This is a genomic window from Chitinophaga sp. (assembly GCF_036569125.1).
Taxonomy (GTDB): Bacteria; Bacteroidota; Bacteroidia; order Chitinophagales; family Chitinophagaceae; genus Chitinophaga.
The window spans coordinates 1-7,231 of record NZ_DATCRF010000475.1; the positions used below are offsets into that span (position 1 = coordinate 1).

A 7,231-nucleotide genomic window follows, 5' to 3' on the forward strand; every position below is an offset into this window, starting at 1 on the left:
TCCCGTCCCAACCGTTTACTGGGCACCCTTATACTACTCATAGCGCTGGCTTGTTTGAACCTGTACCTTTTTGAATCGCCCCGGTTCTCGGATAATCCTGTTCTGAACCTGGTGGGCAATCTTATTCCGCTGGTTATTATTATGCCCCTTGGGCCGCTGTTGTATTTCTATGTCAAAAGCACCATAGATCCCAACTTCAGGATCAGGCGGAAGCAGCGCTTACATTTTTTGCCGGTGATAATAGATTGCGGGCCGCAGCTTAGCATAGTAATATATTTTGCAGCTGCATTGCTGGACTTTTCAATACCGGCCCCCGATTTCCTGGGGCGTTTTATTGACAGCTATAATGTATATGCCGATATTCCCCGCTGGGGCTCTATTACCGTGTATCTCTGGCTCTCCGCCAGGTACCTGGCCACGGTAAGCGCGGAAAAGGAGCCGTACACCCAATGGATGCGCCAGTTTATCCGTCTTTTCCTTGTTTTCCAGGTAATATGGTTTGTATACCTGGTGCCTTATGTGATACCGTCACTAACAGATATGGTGCTGAATACGGTTGACTGGTACCCGGTATATATTCCCCTGGTGGTACTGATCTACTGCCTGGGAATAAAAGGTTACCTGATGGCGCCGGCGGAAACGCCGATTTCCAAAAAAGTTGTGGCTCCGCCGCCCGTGAAGCTGATAGCAGAAGCGGAACCGTTACTGAAAAAAGCTATGGAGCAGGACCGCCTTTACCTGGATCCTGAGCTGAACCTGGCCTTGTTATCCCGGCATACGGGCCTGCCCCAGAAAACCATTTCACTGATCCTGAACCAGCACTTGCAGAAAAGCTTTAATGAGTTTGTGAACGGGTACCGGGTGGAGGCATTTAAGCAAAATGTACGGGAGCTGCGGCAGGATAATATGACCATCCTGGCCATGGCTTTTGATGCGGGGTTTAATTCGCAGGCAACTTTTCAACGCGCTTTCCGGAGCCATACCGGAATGTCGCCCAGGGAATATATGACCCTGCAGCTGGAAAAGCAGCCAAAACCGGAAAATGAGTAGGAAAATGCTATTCAATTCCGGATTTGAGTAGATATAACAGCCTGAAATGCCTTGCTTTACCTGAAAAAAGGAGATGAAACATTATTTGCGTCTTTGTTTGTTATTGTTGGTTCTTTTGACCGGTAACCAGGTTGTTGCCCAGGAAAAATTCATAACGCTTTCCGGCAGGATCACCGATGCGGGGAGCCATCAACCAGTTATTTATGCCAATATCCAGTTAAAGAACGGCAGCATTGGTACGGTTGCTAATATAGCGGGGGAGTTCATTTTTAAAATAGCGGAAAAATTCTGGCAGGATACCCTGCTGATCTCCTGCATCGGTTACCAGTCTGTTACCATGCCCCTGCCTGCCGCCAGCTTACAGGAGATGGACATCCGTTTGGAGCCGGCTGTTTACCTGCTCCCGGCTGTAGCGGTAAATGTGCGCAATGGTTATGGTATTCTGCGGCAAATGATCCATAACATACCGGATAATTATGATACCGCCGATGTGCGGCTGACCGCATTTTACAGGGAAAATATCCGCCTGGCTGGAGATACGGTTAATTTCATTGAATCGGTCATGGATATTTACAAAACCTATCGTACCGGCCGGGATCATAAAGACCAGATCCGCATTATTAAAGGCCGTAAAAAGAAGGTGGACTGGAGTAAAGATCCACAACTGTATAACTGGATCGGTAATATTACGAACACGGCCTACTCCTCCCTGAACGAAGACCTGCAGAAATACCTTGACGCAAAGAATAATATACTGAATGAACGCAATTTCCGCTATTATACCTGTGACTACAAGGAAACGATCCGCGAAGGCAACCGGAATCTCCTGGTGTTAAACCTGGAGCCCAAAGAAAATAACCGCAAAGGGCTGGTACAGGCAAAGATCTATATTGACGAAGCTAACATGGCGCTGGTAAGGTGTGAGATGGAGACAACCCCGGCCGGGAATGACTATGTGAACCATCATGGAAAAGGCGGTATCAATTATATGATCATGTCCAAGGTCATAAAGGCCAGCTTCGATTTTACAAAGATCTCGATGGCGGTCACCTACAAGCAATACAATAATAAAACTTACCTGAGTACCGTACAGCGTCACTGGGAGTTTGTACTGAACAGCAGTAAGCGGGGAATGAAAGATGTGCCATGGTCCGGTGATTTTTACCTGCTGGTCACCGATGTGAGCAAGGATAGCCTGCAACGCTTTGCTACAGGCATTAGTAACGATAGGTCATCCATGAACCATGAGATAGGGAACGACTATGATCCCGCTTTCTGGGAAAACTATAACATTCTGCTGCCTGTGCTGCAGGATTCCGTAAAACAAAAGAAGGATGCTGCCAAACCCTCTGCCAAAGCAGCGCATATTTCTAACCGTCAGAACGGCTTTACCCGGGCCGATACGCTACGTGGTATGTTGTCGCCGCTCCGTACCTGTTATGATGTTAGTTTTTATCACCTGGATGTGGATGTGAACCTGGAGCACCGCTCCATTGAAGGCAGTAACCGGATCCGTTTTAAAGTGGTGGCCCCGTTTAACCGGATGCAGATAGATCTGTACGCCAATATGCGCATCAAAAAGATCCTGTACGGGGATCAGCCGCTGTCATTTACCCGGGAGGATGATGCTGTATTTGTAAAGTTCCCCAATACGCTGCCGGCAGGCAGCGAAGAAACGATCATGGTGTATTACGATGGCGTACCGCAGGAGCCTGACCTTAAGATCCCGATGTACGGCGGTATACTATGGGACAAGGACGAGCAGGGCAATCCCTGGGTACAGGTAGTATGCCAGGGCTCCGGCGCCAGCTTATGGTGGCCCAATAAAGATCATTTGTCTGATGAACCGGACAGCATGCAGATCTGGATCACTATACCCAACGGCTATACTGAGATATCCAATGGCCGTTTGCAGCGGAAAACGCCGGCAGGCGCCGGTAAAACCCGGTATGAATGGCTGGTGACCTATCCCATCAATAATTATAACGCTACTTTTTGTATTGGTAAATACGCTTCTTTTAAAGATGTCTACATCAGCGGCCAGGATACATTAACGCTGGACTATTATGTGATGCCCTATAATTTAGAACGCGCGAGAACCATGTTTGCGCAGGTAAAGCCCATGCTGGCCTGTTTTGAACAACATTTTGGGAAATACCCGTTTCCCCGGGATGGTTTCACCCTGCTTGAAAGCCCTTATCCCATGGAGCACCAGAGCGGTGTATGCATGGGCAAGATCAAAGAGGGCATGCGCCCGGACTATGCGCCTATAATCTGGCATGAATGTGCACATGAATGGTGGGGAAATGCGATCAGCTGTAAAGATATTGCCGACATGTGGATGCATGAGGCATTTGCCACCTATGCAGAAGGTCTTATGGTGGAATGCAGCGAGGGCAAAGCCCTGGGGGTAGCGTACCTGAATGCGCAGAAAGACCAGGTAAGTAACCGCGAGCCTGTTACCGGCGTTTATAATGTAAATCATATCCACTACGATATTGAGGATATGTATACCAAAGGGAGCCTGATGCTGAATACTTTCCGCTTTGTGCTGGATAATGATACCCTGTGGTTTACGCTGTTAAAGGATATACAGCAGCATTTCCGTTACCAGACCCTTTCGGCCGATGAATTGGTAAGCTACATCTCCATGCGTACGGGTAAAGATTACAGCTGGTTCTTTGATCAGTATCTGAAGTACACCAGCCTGCCGAAGCTGGAAATATCCCTGAAAGAAAAGGGTAGCAATCTGCAGCTAAGCTACCGCTGGCTGGCAGATGCCGCAGGGTTTAAGATGCCGGTAAAAGTAACGGTTGCCCCGGGCCGGTTTGGTTTTATTTATCCTACAACCAAGCAGCAGATCATTATGTTGAAGCAAATGAACGCAGGTGATTTCGAGGTAGATGAGGATGATTTTTATATAGAGGTAGCGGAGGTGTGAGCCGCTTTTACTGCACATGAGGATTCGCCGGAGCATAAGCAGGTGCATAAAGAGGAGAGTAGCCGTAGTAGCTGCTTCTGCTTACGCTAACGCTGCCTGAAATAGAAAATGTTCTGTCATTGCTGATATACATTACGCCTACTCTGGCAGCAGGGTTAATGCTGAAATTGTTAGTCCGCATTGAACCATAGTTCTTGTCAAGCCCGGGTTGATAGAATGCACCATTGAATTGTATAAGAGAAGGTGTTACCGAAACCCCTCCGAAAGCAAAGATATTATTGGTCAGTTGCCGGTTAAGCTGATATTCCAATGGGGCGGACAGGAAGGTGCTGCTGCCTCCCTTAAATCCAATAAAACCGGTGGTAATGCCGGCATATTTTGTGATAAACCATTTCTTTGGATGGTAGCTGGAGCTGGTATCAGCTGCCTGGCCGGCATTTCCGAAGGCCGGCTGTAAGTTATGCTGAGGGCCGTAATATAAAGGAGACTGTGCCTTAGTTGCTATGGCCGCAGACATTAAAATTGCGGTAAAAATGATTGCCCGTATCATGGTATGAAGATAACTATCCTTTTTGTTAATATAGCGCTAAAATTATAAGGTATGGACACTTCCAACACACATAATCAGCGTATCGCAAAAATGATCTTTGCCTCGGTTTATCCTATGTATGTTGAAAAGGTTGAGAAGAAAGGCAGAACAAAAGAAGAATTACACCAGGTTATAGAATGGTTAACCGGCTTCGATAACAAAAAGCTGCAGGAGCTGATAAACGAAAGGGTAACTTTTGAAACCTTCTTCCAGCGTGCTTCGCTAAACCCCAATGCGAAGCTTATCACAGGTTTGATCTGTGGGTACCGTGTAGAGGAGATCGAAAATCCTTTGACGCAGCAGGCCCGGTACCTGGATAAGCTGGTAGATGAGCTGGCGAAGGGCAGGAAAATGGAGAAGATCCTGCGCGGATCGTAGAAGGGCAGGAGCCGGTCTTTTTTATTTCTTCTTTCTCTGTAGCTTTCAATATGCTGTGTGTCAACAAATTAAGCTGAAGATAACCCCAATAAAGGTTCCCGGGTAGAACAACCCACTGCAATTCTGCCGCAGTGAATTAGACTAGATTTATGTAGAGAGCATTTTTTTTACCCTAAAAAACCCTATCTACATGAGAAAAGTTCTACTCTTCGCAGCTGCATTGCTATGCAGCACCATCTCGTTTGCCCAGGATTATTGGAGGCCCCATACCGATGCCGCCAGGATCACTCCCGACAAAGCAGTGGCCCGGCTTGCATTTCCGGCCGAATTCCAGTTATTTGACCTGAGTTTTACTCCTTTCCGGAATGAAGCATTTAAAACAGTCCGGAATGCATCGGCCCATGCAACCATTATCTCTTTGCCGAATGCAGACGGGCAAATGGAACAGTTTGAAATTGTGGAAGCTTCCAATTTCGAGCCTGCATTACAGGCACAATTCCCTGAAATAAGAGCTTTTTCAGGAAAAGGGATCACTGATAAATATGCTACATTAAAGCTGAGCATTTCTCCGCAGGGGATCCAGACAACCGTTTTCCGTACAGCAAAGGAAACCGAATTTATTGAACCTTATTCTGCCGACCATACGGTTTACGCTGTATTCAAGAAACGGCCAAAGACCTTGCCCTGGAAGTGTTCAACCCCGGAGCAAAAATTGTCAGATGATATAGCCCGCAAGGTATCTGACGTTGCTGCCAGGTCAACCGGCGATATGAAAACACTGCGGCTGGCTCAATCTGTTACGGCCGAATACTCCAATTATTTTGGCGCTACCAGCGCTTCACAGGTTGCACTGGTGCTGGCAGCTGTTAATGCTACGCTTACCCGTTGCAATGGGGTTTATGAAAAGGATCTGGCTATCCATCTTAACCTGATTGCGGCAACCACCAATGTGTTTTACTATAACGCGTCTACAGATCCGTATTCCTCAGCCAGCTCCGGCGCCGGCGGAGCCTGGAACAGCGAGCTGCAAAACACGTTGACCTCTGTGATCGGCGCCGCGAACTATGATATCGGCCACCTGTTCGGTGCATCCGGCGGTGGCGGTAATGCCGGTTGTATAGGTTGCATTTGTTCTGACAATTCAAAAGGAAGCGGCTTTACTTCTCCTGCAGATGCTATTCCGCAGGGAGATAATTTTGATATTGATTATGTAGTGCATGAAGTAGGGCACCAGCTGGGCGCCAACCATACTTTTTCCATGAGCAATGAAGGCACCGGCGTGAATGTGGAACCCGGCTCAGGGATCACTATTATGGGTTATGCCGGTATTACCAGCCAGGATCTTGCCCCGCATTCCATTGATATTTATCATGCCGCTTCCATTGCACAGATCCAGGCCAATCTTTCCAGCAAAACCTGCCCCATAACTACCAGCATAGCCGCTAATAACGCTACGCCTGTTGTAAATGCCGGCGGTAATTTTACGATCCCTATCAGCACCCCGTTTGCATTAACCGGTTCAGCTACTGACGCCAATGCCGGTGATGTGCTCACGTATTGCTGGGAGCAAAATAACAGCGCATCCTCCTCACAAACAGGATCTGCCAGTGTGGCCAGCGCTACCAAAGCATCGGGCCCCAACTGGATCTCATTTGCGCCAACCACATCGCCCACAAGGTATTTTCCCAAAATGGCCACCATTCTTGCAGGCGGCTTAGTCTCCGGCCCGTTAACAGGCGGGGATGCGGGCGCTAATACGGAAGCACTGAGCTCCGTTTCAAGAACTTTGAGCTTCCGGCTAACGGTAAGGGATAATGCACCTTATAGTTCTACCGCACCGGTAAGCATCGGGCAAACCAATTTTGCGGATATGACGGTAACCGTTACCAATTCATCCGGGCCTTTTGCAGTAACGGCGCCTAATACGGCGGTATCATGGGCCGGCAATTCATCACAAACGGTCACCTGGAGTGTAGCAAATACCACCGCATCGCCGGTTAGCTGCGCGAATGTAAAAATATCCATCTCTACAGACGGAGGCACTACCTTCAGCACCTTAGTGGCCAGCACTCCGAATGATGGCAGCGAGGCGGTAACGGTTCCTAATACCCCTACTACCACCGCAAGAATAAAAGTAGAAGCGGTAGGAAATATTTTCTTTGACATTTCCAATACCAACTTCACTATTACATCCGGTACCGGCTGTGCTGCTCCGTCAGGGTTAATTGCATCTGCTGTTACCGCTACATCGGCTACCGTAGGATGGACCGCTG

At 48.1% G+C, this 7,231-nt stretch carries 5 protein-coding genes; 4 read left to right on the top strand and 1 reads right to left on the bottom strand.

What is annotated here, in order from left to right; translation table 11 throughout:
* Both VIM87_RS17690 and VIM87_RS17695 read left to right on the top strand, forming a co-directional pair.
* The coding region (locus VIM87_RS17690; RefSeq protein ID WP_331998286.1) for an AraC family transcriptional regulator at positions 1 to 1,050 on the top strand (1,050 nt) is incomplete at its 5' end.
* Between the two features lie 115 nt (positions 1,051 to 1,165).
* Positions 1,166 to 3,991, top strand: a complete 2,826-nt coding sequence (locus VIM87_RS17695) for a M1 family aminopeptidase (RefSeq protein ID WP_331998287.1) — start codon at positions 1,166 to 1,168, stop codon at positions 3,989 to 3,991.
* A gap of 7 nt (positions 3,992 to 3,998) precedes the next feature.
* On the opposite strand, the gene VIM87_RS17700 is transcribed toward VIM87_RS17695, so the two are convergent.
* The gene (locus tag VIM87_RS17700; RefSeq protein ID WP_331998288.1) at positions 3,999 to 4,508 is read right to left on the bottom strand and encodes a hypothetical protein; all 510 of its coding nucleotides are present in this window, start codon (positions 4,506 to 4,508) and stop codon (positions 3,999 to 4,001) included.
* Between the two features lie 84 nt (positions 4,509 to 4,592).
* Here VIM87_RS17700 and VIM87_RS17705 point away from each other — a divergent pair, with 84 nt between their 5' ends.
* Complete coding sequence (locus VIM87_RS17705) at positions 4,593 to 4,958, top strand: DUF2200 domain-containing protein (protein WP_331998289.1); 366 nt, start codon at positions 4,593 to 4,595, stop codon at positions 4,956 to 4,958.
* A gap of 190 nt (positions 4,959 to 5,148) precedes the next feature.
* On the top strand, positions 5,149 to 7,231 hold a 2,083-nt coding region (locus VIM87_RS17710; protein ID WP_331998290.1), incomplete at its 3' end, for a reprolysin-like metallopeptidase.